At 60.3% G+C, this 24,728-nt stretch carries 20 protein-coding genes and 5 pseudogenes; 14 read left to right on the forward strand and 11 right to left on the reverse strand.

What is annotated here, in order from left to right:
• Positions 1–90: 90 nt before the first annotated feature.
• Entirely contained in the window at positions 91–546 is a 456-nt protein-coding gene (locus N7E02_RS00985; RefSeq protein ID WP_286578251.1) for an Lrp/AsnC family transcriptional regulator, read from the reverse strand.
• Positions 547–667: 121 nt separating this feature from the next.
• Here N7E02_RS00985 and alr point away from each other — a divergent pair, with 121 nt between their 5' ends.
• The 5 genes from alr to N7E02_RS01010 all read left to right on the forward strand — a co-directional run bounded on the left by alr (position 668) and on the right by N7E02_RS01010 (position 3,947).
• Complete coding sequence (gene alr, locus N7E02_RS00990; RefSeq protein WP_286578252.1) at positions 668–1,798, forward strand: alanine racemase; 1,131 nt, start codon at positions 668–670, stop codon at positions 1,796–1,798.
• 28 nt (positions 1,799–1,826) lie between these two features.
• Positions 1,827–3,077 (forward strand): D-amino acid dehydrogenase, encoded by a 1,251-nt coding sequence (locus N7E02_RS00995; protein WP_286578253.1) that lies wholly within the window; start codon positions 1,827–1,829, stop codon positions 3,075–3,077.
• A 182-nt stretch (positions 3,078–3,259) separates the two neighbouring features.
• Complete coding sequence (locus tag N7E02_RS01000; RefSeq protein ID WP_286578254.1) at positions 3,260–3,478, forward strand: hypothetical protein; 219 nt, start codon at positions 3,260–3,262, stop codon at positions 3,476–3,478.
• Positions 3,479–3,490: 12 nt separating this feature from the next.
• Positions 3,491–3,769 (forward strand): hypothetical protein, encoded by a 279-nt coding sequence (locus N7E02_RS01005; protein WP_286578255.1) that lies wholly within the window; start codon positions 3,491–3,493, stop codon positions 3,767–3,769.
• A gap of 10 nt (positions 3,770–3,779) precedes the next feature.
• Positions 3,780–3,947 (forward strand): hypothetical protein, encoded by a 168-nt coding sequence (locus N7E02_RS01010; protein ID WP_286578256.1) that lies wholly within the window; start codon positions 3,780–3,782, stop codon positions 3,945–3,947.
• 342 nt (positions 3,948–4,289) lie between these two features.
• Here N7E02_RS01010 and N7E02_RS01015 read toward each other — a convergent pair whose 3' ends face one another.
• A complete protein-coding gene (locus N7E02_RS01015; RefSeq protein ID WP_286578257.1) occupies positions 4,290–5,255 on the reverse strand; it encodes a magnesium and cobalt transport protein CorA in 966 nt (321 codons plus the stop codon).
• A 17-nt stretch (positions 5,256–5,272) separates the two neighbouring features.
• Positions 5,273–7,186: a potassium transporter Kup gene (locus N7E02_RS01020; RefSeq protein WP_286578258.1), complete on the reverse strand. Its 1,914-nt coding sequence runs from the start codon at positions 7,184–7,186 to the stop codon at positions 5,273–5,275.
• A gap of 169 nt (positions 7,187–7,355) precedes the next feature.
• Between N7E02_RS01020 and N7E02_RS01025 the strand changes: the two genes are divergently transcribed.
• Both N7E02_RS01025 and N7E02_RS01030 read left to right on the forward strand, forming a co-directional pair.
• Entirely contained in the window at positions 7,356–8,261 is a 906-nt protein-coding gene (locus N7E02_RS01025) for a dihydrodipicolinate synthase family protein (protein WP_286578259.1), read from the forward strand.
• 239 nt (positions 8,262–8,500) lie between these two features.
• Complete coding sequence (locus N7E02_RS01030; protein WP_286578260.1) at positions 8,501–9,394, forward strand: helix-turn-helix domain-containing protein; 894 nt, start codon at positions 8,501–8,503, stop codon at positions 9,392–9,394.
• 88 nt (positions 9,395–9,482) lie between these two features.
• On the opposite strand, the gene N7E02_RS01035 is transcribed toward N7E02_RS01030, so the two are convergent.
• A complete protein-coding gene (locus tag N7E02_RS01035; protein WP_286578261.1) occupies positions 9,483–11,627 on the reverse strand; it encodes a TonB-dependent siderophore receptor in 2,145 nt (714 codons plus the stop codon).
• Positions 11,628–12,020: 393 nt separating this feature from the next.
• Between N7E02_RS01035 and N7E02_RS01040 the strand changes: the two genes are divergently transcribed.
• From N7E02_RS01040 to N7E02_RS01055, 4 genes and pseudogenes are all read left to right on the forward strand, one after another.
• Entirely contained in the window at positions 12,021–12,953 is a 933-nt protein-coding gene (locus N7E02_RS01040; RefSeq protein ID WP_374730617.1) for an ABC transporter substrate-binding protein, read from the forward strand.
• A gap of 56 nt (positions 12,954–13,009) precedes the next feature.
• Positions 13,010–14,014: a FecCD family ABC transporter permease gene (locus tag N7E02_RS01045; RefSeq protein WP_286578390.1), complete on the forward strand. Its 1,005-nt coding sequence runs from the start codon at positions 13,010–13,012 to the stop codon at positions 14,012–14,014.
• 2 nt (positions 14,015–14,016) lie between these two features.
• Positions 14,017–15,051, forward strand: a complete 1,035-nt coding sequence (locus N7E02_RS01050; protein WP_286578262.1) for a FecCD family ABC transporter permease — start codon at positions 14,017–14,019, stop codon at positions 15,049–15,051.
• A pseudogene (locus N7E02_RS01055) lies at positions 15,048–15,853 on the forward strand (ABC transporter ATP-binding protein). Before N7E02_RS01050 ends, N7E02_RS01055 begins: the two are co-directional and overlap by 4 nt.
• A 9-nt stretch (positions 15,854–15,862) precedes the next feature.
• Here the strand turns inward: N7E02_RS01055 and N7E02_RS01060 are convergent.
• The 3 genes and pseudogenes from N7E02_RS01060 to N7E02_RS01070 form a co-directional block, all read right to left on the reverse strand.
• A complete protein-coding gene (locus tag N7E02_RS01060; RefSeq protein ID WP_286578263.1) occupies positions 15,863–16,243 on the reverse strand; it encodes a cytochrome-c peroxidase in 381 nt (126 codons plus the stop codon).
• 116 nt (positions 16,244–16,359) lie between these two features.
• Positions 16,360–16,899 (reverse strand): annotated as a pseudogene (locus N7E02_RS29325) (cytochrome-c peroxidase); the annotation flags it as partial.
• A pseudogene (locus tag N7E02_RS01070) lies at positions 16,899–17,628 on the reverse strand (response regulator). The pseudogenes N7E02_RS01070 and N7E02_RS29325, both read right to left, overlap by 1 nt.
• Positions 17,629–18,078: 450 nt before the next feature.
• Here N7E02_RS01070 and N7E02_RS01075 point away from each other — a divergent pair.
• A complete protein-coding gene (locus N7E02_RS01075; protein WP_286578266.1) occupies positions 18,079–18,597 on the forward strand; it encodes a c-type cytochrome in 519 nt (172 codons plus the stop codon).
• A gap of 167 nt (positions 18,598–18,764) precedes the next feature.
• Here the strand turns inward: N7E02_RS01075 and N7E02_RS01080 are convergent, their stop codons facing one another.
• From N7E02_RS01080 to N7E02_RS01085, 3 genes and pseudogenes are all read right to left on the reverse strand, one after another.
• On the reverse strand, positions 18,765–19,688 hold the full coding sequence (locus N7E02_RS01080) for an MFS transporter (protein ID WP_353622767.1): 924 nt from the start codon (positions 19,686–19,688) through the stop codon (positions 18,765–18,767).
• Positions 19,673–19,987: pseudogene (locus N7E02_RS29330) on the reverse strand (MFS transporter); the annotation flags it as partial. The pseudogene N7E02_RS29330 and the gene N7E02_RS01080, both read right to left, overlap by 16 nt.
• A 197-nt stretch (positions 19,988–20,184) precedes the next feature.
• Positions 20,185–22,740 carry a two-component system VirA-like sensor kinase gene (locus N7E02_RS01085; RefSeq protein WP_286578268.1) on the reverse strand — a complete coding sequence of 852 codons (2,556 nt, stop codon included), beginning with the start codon at positions 22,738–22,740 and terminating at the stop codon, positions 20,185–20,187.
• Positions 22,741–23,368: 628 nt separating this feature from the next.
• Here N7E02_RS01085 and N7E02_RS01090 point away from each other — a divergent pair.
• Complete coding sequence (locus tag N7E02_RS01090) at positions 23,369–23,740, forward strand: tautomerase family protein (RefSeq protein ID WP_286578269.1); 372 nt, start codon at positions 23,369–23,371, stop codon at positions 23,738–23,740.
• On the opposite strand, the gene N7E02_RS01095 is transcribed toward N7E02_RS01090, so the two are convergent.
• Positions 23,722–24,069: a hypothetical protein gene (locus N7E02_RS01095; protein ID WP_286578433.1), complete on the reverse strand. Its 348-nt coding sequence runs from the start codon at positions 24,067–24,069 to the stop codon at positions 23,722–23,724. The two genes, N7E02_RS01090 and N7E02_RS01095, sit on opposite strands and share 19 nt — an antisense overlap.
• Here N7E02_RS01095 and modA point away from each other — a divergent pair.
• Positions 23,993–24,683 (forward strand): annotated as a pseudogene (gene modA, locus N7E02_RS01100) (molybdate ABC transporter substrate-binding protein). The gene N7E02_RS01095 and the pseudogene modA sit on opposite strands and share 77 nt — an antisense overlap.
• Positions 24,684–24,728: the final 45 nt, after the last annotated feature.

Consider the following 24,728-nt stretch of genomic DNA (forward strand, 5'->3'; position numbering starts at 1 on the left):
GCGAGCTCCGGATTTTTCGGCGAATGCGGCCCGTCTCGAGGGCACACCGACCATATCCGTTGACGGGCCGGTTTCAACCGGTTTTCCCATTTATTTCAGGCGGGTGACCAGCACGTTGCGGATGGAAAAGCTGGAATGGATGCGTAGCACGCCCGGCAGGGCAGAGAGGATGGTCTTGTGGATGCGCTCGAACTCGCCGGCATTGGCCACCTCGACGCGCAGCAGGTAGTCCGAGCCGCCTGTCATCAGAAAACATTCGCGGATTTCCGGGTAGCGACGCACGGCGGCCTCGAAACGGTTGAGGTAATCTTCCGTCTGCCGTTCCAGCGTGATGTTGATGATGACGGCGATCGTGTTCTGCCCTTCGCCATTGTCAACGATGGCGGTGTAGCCGCGGATAATCCCCGAATCCTCCATCAGCTTGATGCGCCTAAGGCAGGCCGATGGCGACAGCCCGACGTCTGCCGCAAGGGCGGCATTTGTCGCGCGTGCATTGAGCCTTAGGAGCCGGAGAAGGTTGCGGTCGATCGCATCCAGAGCCATCATGGAGAATATTCCGATTTTTCGTAGAACGTTGTGACAATTGCAACATCATCGCACAAACGATCAATGATCGGCAGGAAATTCTAGGATAATTTCAATACCGTTCTCCAAAAAGGGGATCGATATGAATGCGGGTTTGTTCAAGGGCACGGGTGCTCCGTTGGCGCTGGGCGCGTCCGGCTATCTGACCATCGATCTGTCGGCCATTCGCCGCAATTACCAGAAGCTTGCTGCCATGCTGGCGCCGGCCAAAACGGCTGCCGTCGTCAAAGCGGATGCCTATGGGCTCGGCGCCGAACCGGTTTCCAGCACGCTCTATGGCGCAGGCTGCCGCGACTTCTTCGTCGCCCAGTTCGTCGAGGCGATCCGCCTGCGGTCGGCGCTCGCCGATGACGCCCGTCTCTATGTATTGAACGGCCTGCAGCCCGGGAGCGCGCTCGAATGCGCGGCCGCTGGCATCATTCCCATTATCAACTGTCTCGAACAGCTGGACCGCTGGACGGCGGTGGCGCTGGATCAGGGCCGTCGCTTGCCCTGCGTCCTGCAGTTCGATACCGGCATGTCGCGCTTCGGCCTGACGCCGGAGGAAGCCGACCGTATCGCGGCCGATCTCGGCCGCTATTCCGCCGCCGTCGACATCCGCTTCGTCATGAGCCATCTGGCATCGGCCGACGAGCCGGAAAGCGTGCAGAACGCCGACCAGCTGGCGGCATTTGCGGCAGTTAGTGAGAAATTTTCCGAGTTTCCGCCCTGTTTCGCCAATTCGGGCGGTGTCTTTCTTTGGTCCGGTTACCACTCCGTACTCGCAAGGCCCGGCATCGCGCTCTACGGCGGCAATCCGACGGGGCTGCCTGAAAATCCCATGGAACCTGTGGTCGAGCTCAAGGTCGCGGTCGCCCAGACCCGCACGGTCCAGGCGGGCGCCAGGATCGGTTACGGCGGCGCCTATGTCGCGACCAAGGAGATGCGGCTAGCAACGCTCGCCGCCGGTTATGCCGATGGCCTGCCGCGTTGCTTGGGCGATCGCGGGGCCGTCTATTTCGGCGATACCCGTCTCCCGATCGTCGGTCGCGTGTCGATGGACAGCATGACGGTGGATGTGAGCGCGCTGCCGGAAGGCACGCTGTCGCTCGGCAGTCTCGTCGAGGTCATCGGCCCGCATCAGTCGATAGAGGATCTTGCGGCAGCCGCAGGCACGATCGCCTACGAGATCCTGACCAGCCTCGGCTGGCGTTATCACCGTCAATATCTATGATCACCAGAACAAAAGAAGCGGGAACATCATGAAAGTCATCGTATTGGGAGCCGGCGTCATCGGCGTCACCACGGCCTACCAGCTGGCCAAGGCCGGCTATGAGGTGACGGTCATCGACCGCCAGGCCGGCCCGGCGCTGGAAACCAGCTTTGCCAATGCCGGCGAAGTCTCCTTCGGTTACTGCTCGCCCTGGGCCGCGCCCGGCATTCCGATGAAGGCGATGAAATGGATCTTCATGGAGCATGCGCCGCTGATCCTGCGCCCGAAGATGGATGCGGCCATGCTGTCCTGGATGGTCAAGATGCTCTCCAACTGCACGTCGGAGCGCTATGCGATCAACAAGAGCCGCATGCTGCGCCTTGCCGACTACAGCCGCATCGCGCTTGCCGATGTCCGCCAGGAAACCGGCATCGCCTATGACGAGCGGATGCAGGGCACGCTGCAGCTCTTCCGTACCGAGCAGCAGCTCGAAGCTTCGGCCAAGGACGTGAAGGCGCTCGCCGCCGACGGCATTCCCTATGAAGTGCTCGACCCCGAAGGCTGCATCCGCGTCGAGCCGGCGCTGAAGCATGTGCGCGAAAAGATCGTCGGCGGCCTGCTGACCCCGAAGGACGAGACGGGCGACTGCTTCAAGTTCACCAATGCGCTGGCGCTGAAGGCGAAGGAGTTGGGCGTCACCTTTTCCTACGGCACCCATATCAAGGCGCTCGATGTCGAGGCGGGGAAGGTCCGCGGTGTCGTGACCGACCGCGAGACGCTCCGCGCCGACGCTATCGTCGTCGCACTCGGCAGCTATTCGCCGCTATTGTTGAAGCCGCTCGGCATTTCGCTGCCGGTCTATCCGGTCAAGGGCTATTCCCTGACGATCCCGATCACCGATGCCTCGCGCGCACCGGAATCGACGGTCATGGACGAGACCTACAAGATCGCCATCACCCGTCTCGGCGACCGCATCCGTGTGGGCGGCATGGCGGAAATCTCCGGCTATACCAACGATCTTGGCCAGAAGCGCCGCTCCACGCTGGAGCATTCGGTGACTGATCTCTTCCCGGGTGGCGATGTGAGCCAGGCGAATTTCTGGTCGGGCCTCCGGCCAATGACGCCGGACGGCACGCCGGTGATCGGCGCCACCAATGTCGGCGGTCTCTTCCTCAATACCGGCCACGGCACGCTCGGCTGGACGATGAGTTGCGGCTCGGCCAGGGTCATCAGCGATGTCGTCAGCGGCAAGCGACCGGAAATCGACGCGACGGATCTTGCCGTCGCCCGTTATGCCTGACCTAGGGGCATAAGCTTTCGGCGGGTGCAGCTTTGCCCGCCGAACCTATATGACTTCCCTATTTCTTAGGCTTCCTCGTCCAATCGAAAGCCTATGAACCTCCCGCTACCTTCTGATCAGACATCGCGATTGATGTCCGGCTTCGCCTCGCGGCGGGGCCATCCTTCAGAAGGAGTAGAACCATGTATGGTCGTTTGGGAGGCATGTACTTCCTGCACCTCACGGAAGCCAGCGCGCAGCGTCGCCGTCTCGCGCAATCCAGTCATGCAGAGTCCAGTCATTCCGTCGGCACTGCGGGCGCGAGCCGCCCGGCGGAAGGCTTCGGCATGTTCATCCGGCTCATTGCCGTCCTAGGCGTCGCCTTCGCGGCGATTGCCGCGCTCGCAATCATGATCGAGTAAGGAGAGATCCCGATGGGCAAGTTTGCAATGACAGATCGGGAGCCTCCCGCGACAGGTATCCGCTTCACTGTAGGCCGCGATGTCAGTGGTCGCTGGATCGTCACCGATACGCTCGGCAAGGTCGGCGGACTGTTCACCGACCGCGCCTCGGCCGTCCATTTCGCCATGTTCGAGAGCGATCACACGCCGGGCGCCGTCTGGTGCCTGCCTGAGCATGTCGTCGTCAAATTCGGCGAGGCCTTCGACGGCCGCAGGCTCAGCGCGACCAGCAGGGTCGCCGGCAGGGCGTAAGGCCAAGGCCATGTTCCACCCGATCCGGTATCTGCGGGGATATGTCTATCCCCGCCACGAAGCGCCCTTTTCAGGGAGCCTTCACACCAGCGCAACGGACGCGGTTCTGGGCGTTGTTGCCGTGCTCTCGTCCGTGCTTGCCGTCGCCTACGGGCTGACCATTCTCGCCGGGCTCTAAGCCCGGCATTCCGGCGCAGAATCCCTACGAAATCTTAATATCTTCGGGCGTTCTTCGCTCTCGAACTCCTATGCGGACAGACCCCATATATAGGGTCAAAGGACGATGTCGTCCTGAGTTGGAGTAATATCATGAGTATCCGTCAGGCCCTTCGAAAACAGGCCACCCTCGCATCCCAGCCGCGCAGCAGGAAGTCTCCCGGCGCGCGCGAAAGATGGTGTGGATCCAACGCGATCCTTGCCCTCATGAGCGCTGTCCTGGTGGTCATCTGCGCAGTCGAACTGCTTCACGGCTAAAGCAATTCCGGCAAAACCGGAAACCGGTTTTGCGTAAATCAGAACGTCAGAGCCAGCCGGTCTTCTTGAAGCGATAGTAGAGAATACCGCAGAACATAATGATCACAGCGAGTACGACATAATAGCCGTACTCGGTCTTGAGCTCCGGCATATTCTCGAAATTCATCCCGTATATGCCGGCCACGGCCGTCGGCACGGCCAGAATTGCAGCCCAGGAGGCAAGCTGCCGGGTCATGACGCCCTGCCGCTGCTGTTCCAGGAGGTTGGAGGCTTCGAAGACCGAGGTCATGACTTCGCGAAGCCCGCCGACCATGCTTTCCACCCGCCGGATGTGATCGAAAACGTCGCGAAAATAGGGTTTGGCATGCTTGTCGATGCAGGGGAGGTCGAGATTGACCAGCTTGCCGACAAGCTCCGACATCGGCCCCAGAATACGGCCGAAAAGGATCAGCTGCCGCCGCAGGCGGAAAAGCCGGCGGATCTGGTCGCGCTCAAGGAAATTGGCGAGCATCTTCTGCTCCATTTCCAGAACCCGGTCCTCGATCGTCTGGACGGTCGGCAGATAGCCGTCGACGATGAAATCGAGAATGCCGTGCAGCACGTAGTCCGGTCCCTGTGCCAGAAGCCTCGGCGAGGCCTCGAGCTGCGCGCGGACACCGCTATGGGTACGCATCGAGCCGTGGCGGACGCTGATGATATGGTGGCGTCCGACGAAGATCGCGGTCTCGCCATAACAGATCTTGTCGCCTTCCAGATGCGCGGTCTTGGCCACGACGAAGAGCTGCTCGCCATAGACCTCGACCTTGGGGATCTGGTGGGCATGCAGCGCATCCTCGACCGCCAGCTCATGCAGTCCGTAGGTCTTTGCCAGGATCTTCAACTGGTCGTCGGTCGGCTCGTGCAGGCCGATCCAGACGAATTCATCGCCGGTGAGCGCCGGACATTGGTCTTCGATCGAGAGCGCGCGGCCCCGCTTGCCGTTGCTGTAGACGTAGGAGGCGACGACGGTCATGGCGCTCGCCTCCGATCCTAGATCGCAACCTGTTCGCCGAGTTCAACGACGCGGTTCGGCGGCAGCTTGAAATAGGCGGACGGATCGATGCCGAAATCGGCGAGCACGATATAAAGCTTTTCCTGCCAGCGGGGCAGGCCGGTATTCGGCGTCTCGATCAGGTTGCGCCGTCCGAGATAGAAGGAGGTCTGCATGATCTCGAACTTGAAGCCCTTCTTCTTGCAGACGGTCAGCGCCTTCGCCACGTTTGGCTCGTCCATGAAGCCGAAGGTGATGTCGAGGCGGATGAAGCGCTTGGACAGCCGTGTCATCTCGACCCGTTCCTCGGCCGGCACATAGGGCTTGTCCTGCGTCCAGATGGTGAGGATCACGTTCTGCTCGTGCAGGACGTGGTTGTGCTTGAGATTGTGCAGCAGGACGGCCGGCGTGCGATCGGGCACGCTGGTCAGGAAGATCGCGGTCCCGGGCACGGTCGCCGGCGCGCTGGCGGACTCCCGATCGATCGAGCTTTCGATCGACGCGATGAAGGTTTCGAGCGGGATATCGTTCTTGGCCGTTTTTTCCTTCAGGTACCGTGACCCCTTGGTCCAGGTCCACATGGTCAGCATGATGACCAGCGCCAGCATGACCGGCACCCAGCCGCCGTCATGAATCTTCAGTAGGTTCGCGGCCAGGAACACAGCCTCGATCGCGAAGAGCGGTCCGAGGATGATGGCTGCGGTGATTGCCTTGTAACCCCAGACGGCGCGCAGGAACTGGAACGACATGAGAGTCGTCACCACCATCGCGCCGGTGACCGAGATGCCGTAGGCAGTTGCCAGCGACTCGGAATCGCCGAAGGCGAAGATCAGCACGATGACGCCGAGGAACAGCAGCATGTTGACGGCCGGAACGTAGATCTGCCCGGTATTCGTTTCCGAGGTGAACTTGATCGCCAGACGCGGCAGGAAGCCTAGATGGACGGCCTGGCGTGCAAGCGAGAAGGCGCCGGTGATGACGGCCTGGCTGGCGATGATCGTCGCCATGGTCGCAAGGATGACCATCGGCAGCAGCGCCCATTCCGGATAGAGCAGGTAGAACGGGTTCTCGATCGCCGACGGATCGGTCAGGACCAGAGCGCCCTGGCCGAGATAGTTGAGCGCCAGAGCCGGGAAGACCAGGATGAACCAGGCCCAGCTGATCGGCTTGCGGCCGAAATGGCCGAGGTCCGCGTAAAGTGCCTCCGCGCCCGTCACCGTCAGGAAGACCGCGCCGAGCACGATAAGCCCGGCCCAGCCGGCATGGGTGATGAACCAGAGCGCGTTGATGGGATTGAGTGCTTCCAGGATCGTCCAGTCGTCGCCGATATGGATGAGCCCGCCCCAGGCCATGGCCAGGAACCAAACGACGGTGATCGGGCCGAAGAATTTGGCGACGGCTTCCGTACCCTTCGACTGCACCATGAACAGGCCTACCATGATCGCGGCCGAGAGCGGCAGCACGTAGTCGGAGAAAGCGGGCGTCACCAGCTTCATGCCTTCAAGCGCCGACATGACCGACAGGGCAGGGGTAATCATCGCATCGCCGATGAAGAGTGCCGCGCCGATCAGGCCGGCGAAGAACAGCACGGGCATATAGCCGCCAGTCTTCTTCATCAGAAGCGCCAGGAGAGACAGGGTCCCGCCCTCGCCATCATTGTCGGCACGCAACAGGAAGAGGACATATTTGACCGTCACGATGACCGTCAGCGTCCAGACCATCAAGGAGATCAGGCCGATAACATGCTCCGGCTGCACCCCGTTGGCGGCGAAAGGTCGAAGCGACTCGCGAAAGGCATAGAGAGGGCTGGTCCCGATGTCGCCGTAAACGACCCCCACCGATCCAATCAGCAATCCGAGGAACTTGCGGGTCTCCGATTGGCTATCCGGAGCGGCGGCATGCGTAGCAGTCATAAGATCTCCAGGCACAAGGCCAAGATGGTGTGTTGCCGCGCAATATGGTGCACTGCCGCGGCCAAGGCAAATGGATGCTTATAAGACTTTGATGTCATAGTCTCCTCTCCCCTATCGAAATCCTATGCGACACGGATCACCTTGTTTCTGTCAAACAGGAGCAAGTGACATGACACCGTTCCATCGCGCCGCCCGTCAGACCTTTACCCCTCTGCTCACGCCGTTCGGCGAAAAGGGCGTGGATCTCAAGGCTTTCAACGCGGCGATCGACCGGCAGATCATCGCCGGGACGGACGGCATTGTCGTTGGCGACGCGATCGGTGAGGGCCCGGTCCTCACCGCCGAAGAACACGATGCGCTGCTGCGCGCCGCAGTCGGCCATGCCAAGCCGCATCTCAGCATCATCGCCGCGACCGGCACGAATTGCACGCGCACAACGATTGAACGGTCCCGTCGCGCGGAAGCTCTCGGCGCCGATGCGCTGCTGGTCACGGTTCCCTATTATTCCAAACCGACGCTTGCCGGTGTGGTGGATCATTTCCGCCAGGTGGCGGCCGCAGTCGGCCTGCCGATCCTGATCGACGACGACCCGGGCCGCACGGCGAAGGATTTCGGCCAGGCCTTGCTGGAGTCGCTTGCCGATTGCCATGCGATCGCCGGTGTCTGCCATGGCGCGGATCGCCTTGCCCATTTCGCCGGCCTGCCGTCCAAGCTCGAAACCCGTTTCCTGCATCTGACGCGCGACGATGCCCACCTGCCGCAATTTCTGGCGCTTGGCGGCAATGGTGCGATTTCGCCCATTGCCAACATCATTCCGTCGCCGATCCAGACCATGGTGGGACTGCGCGGCAGCGTCGACACATGCAGTTCCTTCGGCATGGCCGTATCCGGCGCCATTGCCGCGCTTGGGCAGGACGACATTGCAGCCCTCAAGGAAGCAGCGTCCTTCATTCATCAATATCCGGCGGATATGCGCCTGCCCCTGGTGCCTGCCGAACCCGAGACCGTGATCCGCATCCGCCACGCCTTTGCACCGTTTGCCCGTTGCGAGACCGGCAGACCGATGGCGGCGTGAGGTCGTCACAAGTCCGGCAAGCCGTGCCGAACTGCAACATCCGTCCGCCATCTGCGGGCTCCGGATGTGCCGGCGGCTTGCGGCTTGCGGGAAAGATGATAATTGTCATCATAATATGACCGTGTCGATTGCAGGCCAATGGGTGTCGCATCGACAGATTGCCATCCATTGCCCCGTCCGTTCTCCGTTGTGAGTTCGGAGGGCCTGAGATCGTGTCGTGACGGCGGGTAGATGACGAATTGAGCTATTGGCATTCCATGGAATGGAGCACGGAGGGCATTCAGGTGGTTGCCCCGCCGAAGTGGCGCTGCTTTGACGGTCTCGTCACGGTCCATTGGCAGGCGGAAAGCCAGCTCGGCGCGAAGGGCTACTATCTCGCCGAAGACCCGCGCATCATGATCTTCTTCAATGACGTGTCTTCGCGCGTGCGGATTTCCAACGAAAACGGAGATTTTTCACGCAATTACCGGCCGATGACACGCGCGATATACATACCGGCCGGCGTGCCCATGTGGACGACCAGCCGTTGCATGCACCGCTTCTCGCATCTCAATCTTCATATGCACCGGGACAGGCTGTTGCGTTTCCTGTCGCCTTCGGTCGGGCGATCCGCTGCGCTGACGGCCCTTCGCCGCCCGGTCGAGATCCAGGATATCGGCCCGATCGAGACCCTGGCAGGTCTGCTCGTGGACGAGATCGCCGCCCCGTCGCGCCACGCCGTCTATGCCGAAAATCTGGTCGGCAGCATTGTCGCCGGGCTGCTCAATATCCCGTCCGAGGACGACAAGCCACAGAATGGCCGGCTGACCCAGGCGCAGATGAACAAGCTGATGTCCCGCGTCGATGCCTGCGGCGACTACAAGCTGACGATTTCCGAAATGGCGAAGACTGTCGGACTGTCGGAAAGCTGGTTTGCAAATGTCTTCAAGCAGACCACCGGCAAGAGCCCGCTTCAGTGGCAATTGGCCAAGCGTATAGAGCTGGCCCAGAAACTGTTGCTGGAAAGGGATCTCTCCGTTGCGGAGATCGCGGTGCAGCTCGGCTTCACCGATCAGGCCCACCTGACCAAGGCATTCAGACAGGTCGTGGGAGATACGCCGGCCGCATGGCGGCGGATACAGATCGCCCACTGAGAACGAGTGGCGCGCACCATTCCTGCAATTCTTGACGTTCTCTTACGAGAAAGGCCCGCTCGGTTTAACGAGCGGGCCTTGATCTTGTTTACCAGGTCTGACGCAGCGTTGCGTAGATAGCCCGGCCAGGATTGTAATATTCCGATCCGAAGCCGCCCTGCGCGACGTGCTTTTCGTCGAAGAGATTGGTGGCATTCAGCTGGAACGTGGTGTTCTCGCGGATCTTGTAGCTGAAGGCTGCGTCAAAGATCACGCTGGAGTCCGTCTTCGAAGTGTTGGCGTCGCTGAAGTAGTACGAGCTCATGTATCGGCCGCCGAAACCGAAGGTCATATCACCCAGGAAGCCGTTGGCCGGTACGGTGTAGTTGACCCAGGCGGATGCCTGATGCTCGGGGATGCGTTCGGGAGTATTGCCTTCGTTTACGCCCGCGTTCTCGACGATTTCTCCGTCCAGATAGGCATAGGCCGCCGTCAGGCTGATATTGTTTGTGATTTCCGCTTTGGCTTCCAGCTCGAAGCCTCTGACGCGAACTTCACCCGTCGTTGTTTCGGTGAACGGCGGATTGGGGTTCGTGTAGCTGATGTCGTTCTTGGTAAGATCGAACACCGAGGCCGTGAACAGCGCAGGAAATGCCTCCGGCTGATATTTCACGCCGATCTCGTACTGCCTGCCGCGTTCCGGCTTGTTGCCGTTTGTCGGAGGAGCGACGGATTCGGAATAGCTGGCATAGGGCGCGATCTCATCGGTGACCTTGTAGGAGACGCCGACGCGCTTGGTAAACTCGCTGAGATCTGTCTCGCTGGCCGATGCTCCGGTAAACGCGTTCCAATCGTCCCGCGAAATATCCATCCAGTCATTGCGGGCCCCAAGCGAAACGGTCAGCCTTTCATCAAAGGTGAAATTCTGCTGAGCGTAGATCGCCTTGGTGTTCTGCTTCACCCGTTCGGTGGAGTAGGGGCCAGGATAGTCGGGAGCACCGAAATAGACCGGATCTGCCCAATTGATGGGATCCGCAGGCATGTAGTAGGTGACACCGTCGGAATCTGTCTTGCTGTACTCGAAGCCTGCGAGCGTCGTGCTGTCGAATTGGTCGGCGCTGAAGTCATACTTCAGATGGCTGTTGATGATGAAACGCTCTTCCGAACTTCTGTTTCCATAATAATCCCGGTTGGCGAGCGTATCGCTGATAACCGGGTCTCCGGAAATATAAGCGTAGCCGAAGCCCGTGTTGGACTTGCTGTAACGGGCTGTGGAGCCGAAGCTCAGGCCATTGCCAAAGTCGTGGTCGAACATCACGCTGACCGTGTTTCGGTTCGTGTCGTCGTAATTATAGTCGGGCTCGCCGAGGAACAGTTCCCGGTCCAAGTCCCTGTTGACGGGATGTCCGCCTGCGCCGGGGGAGCCATCCTTGTTCAGGTGGTCATAGGTCACCGTCAGGCTGGTGACGTCGGTCGGGCGCCAGGTGAGGCCACCCATGAAGAACTTCTCGTTGTTCTGACCATAGTCATATTCAGTGTCGGCATCGCGGACCTTCCCGGTCAGGCGATAGGAAAGCGTATCATCTTCGGTGATGTTGTCGCCGAAATCAAAACCTGCCTCTTTGTGGCTGAACGATCCACCAGTCGCATATACCTCACCGAAGCGCTCGCTCTTAGGCCGCTTGGAGACGTAGTTTATGGAGCCGCCGGGATCTGCGACGCCGAAGATCGTCGAATTGGCGCCCTTCAGCACTTCGACACGTTCATAGGCATAGGGCTCTTCTCGAATTCCTCCGAAGGGGTCGCCGACGGCAATGCCATCCCGATAGACGAAGGCATCGAACCCACGGATCCTGACATAATCGAAGCGGTCGTCAGTGCCGTAAAAGTCGGTGGTGACGCCTGGCGTATACTGGAGAATCTGCTCGAGATCCTGCGCGGCCCGTTCCTGGATTTCCTTTGCGGTGACGATGGAGACGGAGGCAGGCGTCACGAGAATATCGGTCGGGATGCCGCTACCAACAGTCGTCTGGGTCGCAACGATGGAATTTGAATCGTTGCTGGTATCGAGGACATTACCGGTACCCTGGATGACGATCGGTGCGAGCGTCGTATCCGAGTTCGCGGCTTCGGCCTCCTGGCCGATTGCAAAACGAGGCGCGAGCGCGACGAGCGCGGTGCAGCCGAGAAGGATCGCTTTGCGGTAACGCTTAAGGGATCGTTTCGTGGTTCCGCCGGTGGTTTCCATGTCCATGTTCATCTTCCAACGTTGATCCGACGACGACAGGCCCGTGGGAGTCAGGCCCGCAATCGATATCTGGCGGGGAAAAACATGGATGCATAAGGCTGGCCCAGCGATCGAGGTTTCCTCGATCCGGATGAACCGAACGCTTCATATTTGTGTCCCCAATGTGGCCAATAACCTGACCGCTTTTATCCAGTATTGTAATTTTTTGGAGTTTTGTAGGATTCAACGGAAAGATAATAAAACTTTTTGGTACCCATCGGTGCTGCGGTTGACTGAATCTGATTAACCTGAAACTGGAAGTCCACTTATCGTCATGTCAGGCGGAGGCTTCGCCATGTTTTCTTCGTTTCGCGCTGTGCTGCGCGCGATTGTCCTGTTCATTCTTTTCGCTTCGGCCGGATTTGCCAGGGCGGAAGAGGGGTAACCTATCCGATCACCATCAAGCATGCCTTCGGCACCACGGTGATCGAGAAGAAACCGGTACGCGTGGCAACGGTCGACTGGGCGAATTACGAGGTCCCTCTGGCGCTCGGCATCGTTCCCGTCGGTTTCGCCAAGGCCAATTTCGGCGATGAGGACGGCGATGGGCTGCTGCCCTGGGTGAAGCAGCGGCTGACCGAGCTCAATGCCGAAACGCCGGTGCTCTTCGATGAAGGCGACGGCGTCGATTTCGAGGCGATGGCGGCTGCGCGTCCGGACGTCATTCTTGCCGCCTATTCGGGCATCAGCAAACAGGACTACGAGACGCTCAGCCAGATCGCGCCGGTCGTAGCCTATCCCGAGGCGCCCTGGTCGACCGACTGGCGCACGATGATCAAGATGAACAGTCTCGGCCTTGGCATGCCCGCCGAAGGGGACGCACTGATCGCAAAGCTGGAGGCGGAGATTGCCGAAACGGTCGCCGGACATCCGGAACTGCGCGGCAAGTCGGCGATGTTCATCACCCATCTCAACGCGTCCGATCTGAGCACCATCAATTTCTACACGACCAACGACACGCGGGTGAAATATTTCGCCGATCTCGGCCTGAATTCTCCCAAGAGCGTGCTGAAGGCCTCGCAGCCCGGCAAGTTCGCCGGTTCCGTCAGCGCCGAGCGGATCGACGATTTCGACGATGTCGATATCGTCGTGACCTATGGCGACGAGAGACTGCTTCACGCCTTGCTGGCCAATCCACTGACGGCGAGAATGCCGGCAGTTCAGCGCGGCGCGCTGGTGACGCTCCCGGGCGGTACACTGGGGACGGCCGCCAATCCGACGCCGCTTTCGATTTCCTGGGTACTGAAAGACTACGTTGAGCTGCTGGCCAACGCCGTCAAGAAAGCCCAATGACATCCGACAGCATAACATCTTCCCGCGCGGGCTCACGCAAGGCCGCTCCGCCGCCGATGCGCAATCGATCGAACCGCACACGAAGCTTCTGGCTGCTGGGCGTTATCGCGCTTCTGGGGCTCCTGTGCTTCGCCTCGGTAACGATAGGCACGCGCGACGTGGCGTGGGCTGACATCGGGGCGGCGCTCCAGGGCCATGTCGACAGCATCGGCCAGGCGGCAGTGGCGCTGCGCATTCCGCGCACCGTGCTCGGCCTGCTCGCCGGTGCAGCCCTCGGGCTTGCAGGTGCCATCATGCAGGGCGTGACACGCAATCCGCTTGCCGATCCCGGCATTCTCGGCGTCAACATGGGCGCCTCGCTTGCCGTCGTCGTGGGCGTTGCCTGGTACGGCATGACCTCCGCCGAGGCCTATATCTGGACCGCGATCACAGGCGCCGGTATCGCCGCCGTCTTCGTCTACACCATCGGCTCGCTCGGGCGGGGAGGGGCGACACCCCTGAAACTCGCGCTTGCCGGTGCCGCGACCTCCGTCGCCTTTTCCTCCATGGTCATCGCCGTCGTGCTGCCACGCGCCGACATTGCCGGCGGCATCCGCTCCTGGCAGATCGGTGGGATCGGCGGCGCGACGTTCGAGCGCATCGTGCCGGTTCTGCCCTTTCTCGCGGTCGGCTTTCTCATCAGCCTCCTGTCTGCGCGCAAGCTGAATTCGCTGGCGCTCGGGGATGATCTCGCGGCCGGGCTTGGCGAACGCGTCGCGTTTGCGCGCGCGACGGCCTCGCTCGGCGCCATCCTGCTCTGTGGTGCAACGACCGCGGTCTGTGGCCCGATCGGCTTTCTCGGCCTCGTCGTGCCGCATGTCTGCCGCCTGCTCGTAGGCGTCGATCATCGCTGGCTCTTGCCTTTCTCGGCGCTCGGCGGCGCCTGTCTCCTGCTCGCCGCCGATGTCGTCGGGCGCATTGCCGCGCGGCCGGCCGAGCTCGATGTCGGCATCGTCACTGCGCTGGTCGGCGCGCCCTTCTTCATCTGGATCGTCAGGCGTCAGAGGGTGCGCGAACTGTGACTATGCCATCCTCCACCCTCGACCGGATCGTCACCGACCGCCGCCGCCGCCAGCGCGGCTATCGCCTGGCGATCGCCATATTGCTGCTTCTCGTCATCGGCGTCTTCGCGCTGACCCTGTCGCTCGGCCAGTCCTTCACGCCGCCCGGAGACGTGATCCGCGTGCTGCTCGGCCATGACGTTCCGGGCGCGAGCTTCACCGTCGGAACACTACGGCTGCCGCGTGTTGTCCTTGCCATTCTCGCCGGCCTGAGCTTCGGGCTGGGCGGCGTGGCTTTCCAGATCATGCTGCGCAATCCGCTGGCGAGCCCGGACATTATCGGCATCAGCTCAGGCGCCAGTGCTGCCGCCGTGTTCGCTATCGTCGTCTTGTCGCTGAAGGGGCCGATCGTTTCCGTTATGGCGGTGGTTTCCGGCCTCGGCGTTTCGGTGCTGGTCTACGGCCTGTCCTTCCGCAATGGCGTGGCAGGCACGCGGCTGATCCTGGTCGGGATCGTTGTCTCGGCCATGCTCGAAAGCGTCGTCGCCTATATCCTCTCCCAGGCCCCAGCCTATACGCTGCAGGAGGCGATGCGCTGGCTGACGGGTAGCGTCAACGGCGCGCAACTTAATCAGTCCCTTTCGCTGCTGCTTTCGCTCGTCGTCTTCGGCGGCCTGCTGCTCAGTCGGTCGCGGGATCTGGAAGCGCTGCGGCTCGGCGACGACATGGCAGCGGCCCTGGGCGTCCGAGTATCGGCAACCCGGGTGATCGTCATCATCGCCACCGTCGGCATGATTGCCTGCGCCACTGCGGTGACGGGTCCGATCGCCTTTGTCGCCTTCTTGTCCGGTCCGATCGCGGCGCGGCTCATCGGCAACAGGGGATCGCTTCTCATTCCTTCGGCACTCGTCGGGGCGGTTCTTGTCGTGGCCGGTGACTATGTCGGCCAGTTCCTGCTGACGACCCGCTATCCCGTCGGCGTCGTCACCGGCGCGCTCGGCGCTCCCTATCTCATCTACCTGATCATCAGGGTCAACCGGGCCGGAGGTTCGCTATGACCAGCCATTCCCTGGATATCAAGCATCTGTCGGCCGGCTATGGCGACACCGATATCCTTCGCGATCTCGACCTTCAGGTGCCGCAGGGCAGGATCACCGTGATCGTCGGCGCCAATGCCTGCGGCAAATCTACCCTGTTGCGCACCATGTCGCGGTTGCTTTCGCCGAAACATGGCGAAGTGCTGCTCGACGGCAGGTCGATTCACCGTATGCCGCCGCGGGAACTCGCCCGCACGATGGGGCTTTTGCCGCAGTCGCCGATCGCGCCGGAAGGCATCACGGTGGCCGATCTCGTCAGCCGCGGCCGCCACCCACACCAGAGCCTGTTCTCCCGCTGGACGCGCAAGGACGAGGAGGCCGTCGAGGCGGCGCTCGACGCGACCAAGACCGCCGATCTTGCAGAGCGCTCGGTCGACGAACTGTCCGGCGGGCAGCGCCAGAGGGTCTGGATCGCCATGGCGCTTGCCCAGGAGACCGACATCCTCCTGCTCGACGAACCAACGACATTTCTGGACATCAACCATCAGATCGAGGTTCTCGATCTCCTGACCGACCTCAACCATACGCGCGGCACGACTGTCGTGATGGTGCTGCACGACCTTAACCTGGCGGCACGCTATGCGGATTATCTGGTGACGTTGCTCGATGGCCGCGTGCACAGGGCGGGGAGCCGGAAGAGGTGCTGACCGAGGACAATGTTCGGGAGGTCTTCGGGCTCGACAGCCGGATCGTCACCGACCCGACCTCGGGCCGACCGATGATGCTTCCGCTGGGGCGCCATCGTATCGCTGCATCGCCTTGAGCCGGACTTTCAATCTCCAAGGCTCATTTCGGACTTTGCGGGGTTGGTCTGCAGCGCCTGGCCTTTGTAATTGCCGGTCAGCGAGGAGAGGAACTGCACGATGGCGTCGATATCCTCCTTCGGCATGTCCTGGCCGACCTGGGTCTGGGCCATCACCCTGACGGCCTCCTCCAGTGTCGCCGCCCGGCCGTCATGGAAGTAGGGGGCGGTTACGGCGACATTGCGCAGGCTCGGTACTCGGAAGTATCCCCGGTCCTTGTCGTTGCGGGTCGTCGTGAAACGGCCGAGATTCCCGTCATTGCTCGGATCTCCTCCCGGCGGGGAGGAAAACACCCCGAACTTCTGGAACAGGTTTCCCCTATATTCGAGCCCTGGTGGCAGGATATGCAACCGTAGTCCTGAAACAGCCGATAGCCACGTTTCTCGGTTGCCGAAAGAACCTCGAGAGAGCCCTCCAGATACTGGTCGAAACGGGATCCGGTGGTCGCCAGTGATTGCTGGAATGTGGTCAGGACATCGAGCACATTGTCCTTGTTCGGTTCCTGTCCATAAATGGCGAGGAAGTCGCGATTGTAGTTTGGCGACATCTTCAGCCGCTGGAGAAGACCGTCCCAGCTGTTTGCCATGATGTTGGCGTCGAGAAGGATCTGCTCGTTCTGGAACGTCAGAGACGTGAAATTGCCTCTCCAGCCAAGCCTGTAATTGTTGGCGACGTTGAAAATGGTCGGCGCATTGAAGCGATGGACCCGTCCGTCATATCCAATCGTTCGCTTGAGGCCGATCGTGCCGCTCGTCTGCAAATCATGGCAGGTGGCACAAGCAAGCTTGCCCTTGCCCGACATGATCGTGTCGGTAAACAGCCTGCCGCCGAGGTCGAGTTTCCTCGGATCCAGTTCGGGGCTCTCCTCAAGCGGCGTTATCTTGTTTTGCGGCCGTTCGTCGGCATGCACGATCGTCAGCCCGGTTGTCAGTCTGACGCTGAACATCAGGGCGAATACGGCCATGAAGATGATAGCAAAAACGCTGGCCGCTTTGGGTAGTGACATTACTGGGTACCGTTTCGCCGATTCACTTCGACGTCCACTTCGGCATTGAAGAAATATCCGACGCCGCGTTCGGTCTTGATCAGGTCAGGCTTGGACAGAATCCGTTTCGAGCTTTCGTCGCAGGCGCAGAATGAGAACGTCGATGCTGCGGTCGAACACTTCCTCGTCGTGCACGCGGCTTGCCGACAGGAGCTGCTCGCGGCTCAGTACCTGCTTCGGGGAGCGCAGGAATGCGACCAGAAGATTGAACTCCCCCGCGGTCAGCTTGATTTCCTCGCCTTCCGGGGTGCCGAGCCTGCGATGCTTGAGGCTCAGTCTCCAGCCGTTGAAAAGATAGGCCTTACGGTCCTTGTCGACAACGCGTTTGGGGCGGTCGCGCAGGCCCGCGCGCACGCGTGCGAGGAATTCGCGCATACCGAATGGCTTGGTGATGTAGTCGACAGCGCCGAGTTCAAGCCCGACAACCTTGTCGGCCTCATCGAGCCTGTCGCCGCTGATGATGATGATCGGCGCGTCCGATTTGCTCGCCAGGCCACGAACGATTTCCAGGCCGTCCTCGTGCCCGAGATTGAGGTCGACCACAACCAGGTCGACGGTTTCAGTCGACATGACGCGCGTTACTTCCACGCTGCTGGCAACCGCGGTGACCCGCATGGCGAACTGGCTGAGGTAATCAGTCAACAGGCCGCGAATGGCATTATCATCGTCTACAATAAGTACGTGTTTCAAAATCTTGCCCTTGTCGTTTCCTCTGCAACGAGGCGAAACCGCTAGGCTCAGTGTCATGCGCAACTGTTACGGAACAGGGAATTTTGACTACAAGTGAAATAAACGCCTACCGGTAACGAGTCTATCATAATAGCGCGTAAGTTGCAGTTCGGATAGTTGTTCCTGATACTCTGTCGGCATTTCTGATCGCCGCGTGGGATGAGAAAACTTTGGGACAGGCTTTAGGCTTGTTCGCGATCAATCAGCAATTTCCTCACGGCCTAGCGTGGCGATCGATAGACTGCGTTTGCTACGATGCTGCCCATTTGGACGATTTGGCTTTCGATCGGTTCAGAAAGGTATCCCGGATACAAAAGCAATTCATTTGCAACCAATCTAGCGGATAAATTGTAATCATCGGCAAGTGCGTGCCTCGTAGCACTGAATGGTCATCAATATGAGGAACCATTCATGCCCTTTCGCCCGACATTGCAGAAATCCAGCATCCTATGTCTATATGCCGGCATTGTATCCCTGGCTCTCGCCGGCCAATCTGCTGCCGGAGGCTCCGTCGAGCGGGGCCGCTACCTGGTAAACCTAGGCGGCTGCAATGACTGTCATACACCCGGGTACTTCGTGGGCAAGCCGGATATGGAGCGCTTCCTGGGCGGTTCCGACGTCGGCTTCTTCATTCCCGGGCTCGGGGCGTTCGTCGGACCGAACCTTACGCCCGATCCAGAGACGGGGTTGGGAAAGTGGAGCCGGGACGAGATCGTCACGGCACTGCAGACCGGCGTTACTCCGGAAGGGAGAGAACTGTCGCCGCTCATGCCGTGGCGGGCCTTTGCCAACCTGACCAGGCAGGACGCCTACGCGATCGCCGACTATCTGCGCTCGCTGCCGCCCACCAAGCATGAGGTGGCCGGTCCTTTCGGCCCTTCGGAGACGCCGACCGTTCCCGTCATGAAGCTTCTTGCCCCGCCGAATTGATGGGCCACATAAAGGCAAAATCCACATGCTGCCCGTCGCTCAATTGGCCCCGTATTTATGTAAATAAGGGGCCAATCCTTCCCCTGCATCATGCGGGTCTGAGTAGGCGCGAACTGAGGGATGGACGATGTCAGGATTATGCTTGTGGCGATGTCGAACTTGCGAAACTATTTCCTGATTGCCGGCATCTCTGCCTTGATCCCATAAAGAAAAACGTAGAGCCCAGCCAGGAATGCTATGCCGCAAAGGGCTGTGAGATAATAGGCGTAGCTCATCGGTTCGAATTGCATCAGCCAGTTGACCCCGAATGGCGTCAAGCCGCCGAAGACGGCGAGCGGGATATTGTAGCACAGTGATACGCCGGTATAGCGAACCTGCGTCGGGAAAGCGGTGACGAGCACGTAGGGTATCGCTCCGCAGACGCCGACACTGGCGCCAAGAAGGCTGTTCAGCAGTAGTAAATGCGTTCGGGAAAGAGGCGCATGGCCATAAAACAGCATGGCGGAGACGGCAAGGATGGTGCTTCCGATCATGATCACCGGACCGGGACCATAGCGGTCGACGAGAAGGCCTACCGGACAGGTAGCAATCGTCAGCGCGAGCGCGCAGCAGCCCGTGGCGAGCAGCGCGTCAAAGGTCGAATATCCGACAAATCGGTGGAGGTAACTGACATTGAGCACCGTAGTCATTACCAAGGTGGCGGAGAGCAGCCACATCAATGCGATGCAGATGGTCATGTTCAGCCGGAAATCGCGCAGGACGATCTCCAGCGGCAGATGCGGGATAAGCGCGGCTTTTCCCCGCGCCTCATGAAATACCGGTGTCTCCAGGAGAGACCGCCGCGCCGCCATGGCAATAAGGCCGAGAGCGCCTCCGAGGATGAAGGGATATCTCCAGCCTTCCCTGTCGAACCATCCGGAATCCATGAAGGTCTCGAACAACAAGGCAGTGCTGCAGCCGAGCAAAATGCCGAATGAAAGGCCCGAACATATGATGCCACACGCCAGGCCACGACGTTCGGGGGCACATGCTCCGAGATGAAGGTCCAACTGCCGGGAACTTCGCCGCCGATGGCTATACCCTGAAGGCAACGGAGGAGCATCAGCAGAATGGGGGCCGCCATACCGATCGTCTCGTAAGTCGGCATGCAGGCGACGCAGAACGTCGCGAAGGTCATTAGGCCGATCGAGAACAGGAAAATATGCCTCCGGCCGAAAATGTCGCCGAAATTGGCGAGCACTAGGCCACCGAGCGGCCTGGCGAGATAGGCGGCGGCGAAGACACCGAGGGCCTCGAAGGTTCCGAGCCATGTCGGGGCCACAGGTGGGATGAACGCCTTTGCCAACGTCGTGGACAGGAATGCGAACAGCGTGAAATCGTAAAATTCCATTGCTCCGCCCAGCGATGTCAGCAGAATGAGCCGCAGATCCAGCGGCTTGGGCTTGTGGACGAGGGATGAAGCGGCGGGCGCGTTGCTTGTCCCACGCTCTCCAGTCGCGGCAATCTCCGGCGCACCGCCTTGGCGAGCCGTCTGGGCGGTGGCGATACGTTTTCCTTTCACGTTTTCTGCCCCTCGTGCTACCGCAGTCACAATTCACTCGCGTTCAACATCAGCGCCTGTCGGTTCCGCCCATTCTGCATTCCGGACCGGATCGCCAAAGCCATCGTTGTGGAGGCAACCGGCTTTCGCAAGATCATGGTCTTGTGGGGTTCAAGGCCGCGGTCTTCGGTTTGCTCGGACATGAACAGGTAAGGGGTCGACCGGAGGAAACGTTCGATATCGCCATGGCTCAATTCGTCGGTCTTGATAGCCTCGTCGATCAGCACCAGGTCGGCCGTGTGATTGGCGGCGGAAAGCCATTTCGTCAGTTCGTCCCAACTTGTGAAACCAACGGGCTCGTAGCCGAGTGCGGCAACCTGATCTTCAAGAAATGCGAGCCCCGTATTGTCGTCGTCGACGACGACGGCGACGATCTCGCCGCGGCCGAGGGGAACCTGCTCCTGCTCGAAAATCTGACTGAGTGGAACCGGCTTGGACACCGAGCGCGGCATGTAAATTTCGAACTTGGTGCCCACGCCGGGAACGCTGGTGACATTGATGCGCCCACCGAGCGCTTCGACATTGCCGTGTACTGCTGCCAATCCGAGGCCGGTTCCGCCGGATTTGGCGCGGGTCGTGTAGAAGGGCTCGAAGATCTTGGGAAGCACGGACGGCGGAATGCCTCTGCCCGTGTCCGCGACGGTAAGAACGACGTATTGCCCGGCGGGCAGAAGCCCGTGCGAGATTACCTGTTGAGATGAAATCGTTACCCGCTGCAATGCGATCGATATCACGCCGCCCGAGCCGTTCATCGCTTCGGCAGCATTTTTGCAGAGGTTCATCAGGATATGCTGGATATCGACGGCATTGCCTTCGACGACGTTGTCGGAGGTCATGTCCTGGATCTGCAGCTCGACGCCGTTGGGTAGCGAGACCTGCAACAGAGGTGCGATGTCCTCGATGATATCGACGAGATCGATCGGCTTGCTGATATAATCCCTCGTCCGGCTGAGAGCCAGGATCTGGTCTATGACCAGCCGGGCCCGCTGGGCGGCTTTGACGATTTCCTCGACATACTGGCGCGTCGTCGAACGCCTGCGCAGCAGGTCGAGGATCATCTCGGCATAGCCCAGGATGGCGACGAGAATGTTGTTGAACTCATGCGCGATGCCGCTTGCCAGCGTGCCAACCGATTGCAGCCTTTCGGCATGCTCGAGGCGCCTCTCCAGCGTCTCGCGCTCGTCCTGCTTTCGGTGATAGTCGAATGTCTGAAAAAGCAGCCGGACGGCGGCCTCCAACAGGGATATCTCATCGCTGCTTGGCCGTAGCCGCGGATGGGAGAACTCGACGATACAGAGGGCCGCAAGCCTGTCGGAGGTGCGCAGGCCCAGAGCACTTCCGGAATAGGCTGCATCGATGGCAAAGTTCATCGCGTCCGGCTTCTGCAGGTTTCGGTAGGTCGCGCTATCGGTCTCGCTGAGCACTTCGGCAATGCGCGCGGGATCGCTCAGCAGTTCGAAATCGTCGCCGAACGCCATTTCCACGGTCATCGTGTTCGTGTCGATCAGGGCGAAGCCACAGCGGCTGCCCTCGAAGAAGACCCTGATGATCTGCACGGCATTTTCCATGGAGATGGCGCGGCTTTCCTGCGTTGCCGCACTCTCGGCGAAGCAGCCTTCGACGTCGCGCCGCATCCGTTCGAAATCCAGGCGCCGCCTCAGCCGTTCCGTCTGGCGTCGCAGCCGATCGACGAGGACCACCACATAGGCGCAGAGAAAGATCGAGACCGAGCCAAGGAAGACGCGGCTCCACTGGGAGCGGACATTGGCGGTGCCATAGGCATCCAGGTAATCGTGCTGAAGGCGTTGGGCGCGGCTGATCGTATCGGAGGCCTGGACGTCGCCGACGGTTGCCCTCACCTCGGGAAGAACGGACAGGATCAACCGGCCGTGGATCTCCAGCAGGCGGACATAGGGCGAGGATGCGCTGCCCCTGCTTGCGAGCGTGTCGAGTTCCGATGAAATCTGATCCGCGATGGCGGGATTATATTGCAGCGTATATTGCAGCATCAGGTTGCCGAGATCATCCAGCCCGTCCAACGCCAGGCGGGCCTCGCCGGTATCGTTCAGATGCAGGTTGGTCAGGGCATGGCTGAAGATATTCAGTGAGTTCTGCAGCAAGGCGTTCTGGGTCTTGAACGTCTCGACGGCCGTCTCGTCCGTGTCGATCGACTGCTGGACCTCGTTCAGTTGCTTCTCGATATTATCGGCCTTGACCGTTTCCGGCATTGAAAACAGGGAATGCAGTGCCGCGACGTTCCGGTGCAAGGCAACAACGGAATCAACCAGCGGATCGTAGTTTTCCAGAAGCCCGGCGCGCGCGCGCAATACGTCGCGCTGCAGGGACGCGTTGTTGAGATCCAGCCCGCGCAACTCCGTCAGGATGGCCTGGTGCGTTTCCTTGTCCTGCCCGCGGCCGATGGCCATCAGGGCGAATGCAATGGCCGCCACGATCAGCACGACGATCGAAAACGGTGTTGCGACAAGGGTCAGATCATGGCGCAGGGTCGCAGGTGAAGTGGTGACTTCCTTTGCTAGGTTCAACTTCGGCACAACTCGTCATGGCTTGGCTGGGAATATGGTTTTACATACCGATGGTTTAGCATGCGGCAATATTGCGAAGTAGTCTTATCGGGAAAAACCGGCTTACAAATGAAATGGATATGAAGCCTTCCTGAACCGCTTTCCGCGACCAGGCGTTGAGATCGAGACTGGCGTCGATGATGGTGACGGAAGCGGTACTCAAGGCGCACATCTAGGTACTCACCGACTGTCGCGCCAGTACCCTGCTAAATCCCGGGCAGCAGGAAATGCCACGACGGAACTTTCCGTCATGGTGTGGCCTCTCGATAGCCCGTCAAACAGGGAGGGGCAGGCAGTCGGTATGCGATGGTATGCTGATGAATTATCTGCCTGCCCCGGCCGTTTCGATCGGTCTTTCGAGACGTGTCAGTTCCCGTTCGACCTTGTCACGACCATCACCGGAACCGAGCCTTTGGAACCCGAGGAGGAGGAGGCCGGTTCGCGAACCCGGTTTCCCGTCCGATGACGATGGCATTGTTGCAACGGTCGATAGGGCGGGGACGATCGAGCCGACGGTGGCCGGTTAAGCGACTGACGTTGCGTGGAGATATTTTTCTTAAGCGTCCAGGCTTCCACGGGACAGCAAACTGTGATCCTGGACAAATCACCTCCTATCGGCCTGCGGCACGGGCACGGCATTTTTGAAGATGGTCATATGATTATGGTCATCCGCGCGGAGGGGATGTATCGCTTGGGACAGCCGCACAGACTCATGAAGGATGAACCGATGCCGCATATCGTGGTGAAGATGATCGAGGGGCGCACCGAGGAGCAGAAGCGGATGCTGACCGAGGAGCTTTCCAAGACCCTGATGGCCGTGCTTGGCAGCCGCGAGGAATCCGTGTCGGTCGCGATCGAGGACGTGCCCGCCGACCGCTGGCAGCCGGATGTCTTCGAGCCCGAGATCAAGGGCCGGAAAGAGACGCTCTACAAGAAGCCTGGTTACGCTTCGGTCGACTGACGACCGAACATCGGACGGTCGTTTTTGGATGGCAGGACCGCCCAAGGCTTCAATAATGCGCGAGCCTTTATATCCCGTGAAATATATCGCTGGCCAAACCGATGGCTCTCGATATATTCCGGTCGATATTTCGTATGCTTGAGGAGTTTTCCAATGAAGATCGTCTGTTCACTCAAGAAAACGGCAATGCTGGTCGCTGCGGCATTCGTCATTGTGGCCGGGGCAATCGGCCCCGTGGCGGCGCAAGAAAAGGTGACGGTATTTGCCGCCGCCAGCATGAAGAATGCGCTCGATGCAGCGAACAAGGCCTGGAGCGGCGAGACGTCCAAGGAAGTGACCGCTTCCTACGCGGCAAGCTCGGCGCTCGCCAAGCAGATCGAGGCAGGCGCTCCGGCCGATGTGTTCATCTCCGCCGACCTCGACTGGATGAAATACGTCTCCGACAAGAAGTTGGTGAAGGAAGACACCAAGTCGAACTGGCTCGGCAACCGAGATCGTGCTGGTGGCGCCGAAGGACAATGCCAAGCCGGTCGATATCAAGGCTGGCTTCGATCTTGCCGGCCTCCTGAACGGCGGCAAGCTCGCCATGGGCGCACCGGACAGCGTTCCGGCCGGCAAGTACGGCAAGGCAGCGCTCGAAAAGCTCGGCACCTGGGCGTCCGTCGAAAAGAGCGTTGTCGGCGCGGAAAGCGTGCGCGCGGCACTCGCTCTCGTTTCCCGCGGCGAAGCGCCCTATGGCATCGTCTACGCCACCGACGCCGCTGCCGATCCGGGCGTCGCCGTCGTCGGGACCTTCCCGGAAGATACGCATCCGCCGATCATCTATCCAATCGCGATCCTGTCGGAATCGAAGTCGGCAGATGCAAGCGCCTATGTCGACTACCTGAAGTCGGCCAAGGCTGCGCCTTTCTTTGAAAAAGAGGGCTTTACGGTTCTGAAGTAAACAGATCTGGCATAATGCTTCGGCTTCCGCTTTCGACGGAAGCCG

Source organism: Terrirhizobium terrae (assembly GCF_030323265.1).
Classification (GTDB): Bacteria; Pseudomonadota; Alphaproteobacteria; order Rhizobiales; family Rhizobiaceae; genus Neorhizobium.

Coding starts and splice junctions, on each gene's coding strand:
- N7E02_RS00985 (WP_286578251.1), bottom strand. CDS start 546: ATGATGGCTCTGGATGCGATCGACCGCAACCTTCTCCGGCTCCTAAGG.
- alr (WP_286578252.1), top strand. CDS start 668: ATGAATGCGGGTTTGTTCAAGGGCACGGGTGCTCCGTTGGCGCTGGGC.
- N7E02_RS00995 (WP_286578253.1), top strand. CDS start 1,827: ATGAAAGTCATCGTATTGGGAGCCGGCGTCATCGGCGTCACCACGGCC.
- N7E02_RS01000 (WP_286578254.1), top strand. CDS start 3,260: ATGTATGGTCGTTTGGGAGGCATGTACTTCCTGCACCTCACGGAAGCC.
- N7E02_RS01005 (WP_286578255.1), top strand. CDS start 3,491: ATGGGCAAGTTTGCAATGACAGATCGGGAGCCTCCCGCGACAGGTATC.
- N7E02_RS01010 (WP_286578256.1), top strand. CDS start 3,780: ATGTTCCACCCGATCCGGTATCTGCGGGGATATGTCTATCCCCGCCAC.
- N7E02_RS01015 (WP_286578257.1), bottom strand. CDS start 5,255: ATGACCGTCGTCGCCTCCTACGTCTACAGCAACGGCAAGCGGGGCCGC.
- N7E02_RS01020 (WP_286578258.1), bottom strand. CDS start 7,186: ATGACTGCTACGCATGCCGCCGCTCCGGATAGCCAATCGGAGACCCGC.
- N7E02_RS01025 (WP_286578259.1), top strand. CDS start 7,356: ATGACACCGTTCCATCGCGCCGCCCGTCAGACCTTTACCCCTCTGCTC.
- N7E02_RS01035 (WP_286578261.1), bottom strand. CDS start 11,627: ATGGACATGGAAACCACCGGCGGAACCACGAAACGATCCCTTAAGCGT.
- N7E02_RS01045 (WP_286578390.1), top strand. CDS start 13,010: ATGCGCAATCGATCGAACCGCACACGAAGCTTCTGGCTGCTGGGCGTT.
- N7E02_RS01050 (WP_286578262.1), top strand. CDS start 14,017: ATGCCATCCTCCACCCTCGACCGGATCGTCACCGACCGCCGCCGCCGC.
- N7E02_RS01075 (WP_286578266.1), top strand. CDS start 18,079: ATGCCCTTTCGCCCGACATTGCAGAAATCCAGCATCCTATGTCTATAT.